This window comes from Staphylococcus sp. B1(2026) (assembly GCF_058895785.1).
Genome location: NZ_JBZXTS010000100.1, coordinates 1 through 1,425, shown reverse-complemented (window position 1 = coordinate 1,425; position 1,425 = coordinate 1). Strand labels below are relative to the sequence as shown.

The 1,425-nt window shown below is 30.5% G+C and carries 1 protein-coding gene; it reads left to right on the top strand.

Annotated features, from left to right (window positions below; genetic code table 11):
- The first annotated feature begins 67 nt into the window (after positions 1–67).
- The gene (locus tag AC5EAH_RS08100; protein WP_493494272.1) at positions 68–1,387 is read left to right on the top strand and encodes a bifunctional metallophosphatase/5'-nucleotidase; all 1,320 of its coding nucleotides are present in this window, start codon (positions 68–70) and stop codon (positions 1,385–1,387) included.
- Positions 1,388–1,425 lie beyond the last annotated feature (38 nt).

The window sequence follows — 1,425 nt, the reverse complement described above, 5'->3', positions numbered from 1 at the left end:
GACCAACAAAAACTTTACACTAACTGTATGAATTAAGATAAAAAATGATATGAAAGTGGGGATGAAGATGCAATTACATTTATTTCATAGTAATGATATTCATAGTCATTTTGGTAATTGGTATACTATAGAAAAACTTATTCGTTCTATGAAAATTAAATATGGCGATTGTATGTGTTATGTTGATGTTGGTGATCATATTGATCGTTCTCACACATATACAGAAGCATTATTCGGTAAAGGTAATGTTCAGATGTTGAACGATATCGGTGTTAATGTCGTTACAATTGGTAATAATGAAGGTATTACATTAAGTAAAGCCCAATTAATTGATCTTTATAGTGAGGCGAATTTTGATGTTGTAGTATCTAATTTGTATAATAATGATGGAAAAAGGCCATCATTTGTTAAACCTTATTCGATTCAATATGTTGGTAATTATAAAATTGGTTTTATTGCAGCTACAGCCGAATACCCATTGTATTATGAACCTTTAGGGTGGAAAATCACTTCACCTTTATTTGAATTAAAAAGATATGCTGAAGAAATACGTGATCAAGTAGATATTTTAGTTTGTTTATCACATTTAGGACAAGAAATAGATGATGAAATATGTCAACAGATATCTGAAATTGATATTGTTTTAGGGGCACATACACATCATTATTTTAAAGAAGGTAAGTGGGTTAATGGTACTTTGCAAGCGGCTGCCGGACGTTATGGTGATTGGTTAGGGCATATCACTATAGACATTGATAACCATCAAAAACATTTGCATGCTGAGTTAATTGATATTAATCAATTAGGTGCACAAGAAGATAATGTATATTTAACTGGTAAAATCATGTTGCAAGATAAAGTAACGAGTTTATCTTATCCATTAAATGTTAATTTACTGCATTCGTGTGAACTGAGTTACTTACTTGCTGAATCTTTATCACAATTTAGTCAAGTGCCAGCAGTAATTATTAATAGTGGTTTATTAGTGCGCGACTTACCACAAGGTGAGGTAACACGTTATGATATTTTACGTTGTTTACCTCATCCAATTAATCCTGCAATTGTGACTTTATCAGGTACACAATTAATAGAAACTTTAAAAATAGTGCAATGTGCAGAATATCGTAATCAAGAAATAAGTGGTATGGGATTTCGCGGTACAAATTTTGGGGACTATGTAACGCTAAATTTATCTTATGGTGAATTAGGGTATTATTATCAAGATCAATTGATTGAACCTGATAAAATATATCAATTAATAACAGTTGATATGTATACATTCGGTAGATATTTTCCTGAATTTATTAATATGGATTTAAAATATTTATTACCTGAATTTTTAAGGGATATTTTTGGTCGATATTTACGAGAAATACATTCCAACTAGATAAAACGTATCCATTGCGTAGTTCAAAATCCTATGGG

Excerpts from the sequence above, each read along its gene's own strand:
- AC5EAH_RS08100 (WP_493494272.1), top strand. The coding sequence starts at position 68 with ATGCAATTACATTTATTTCATAGTAATGATATTCATAGTCATTTTGGT.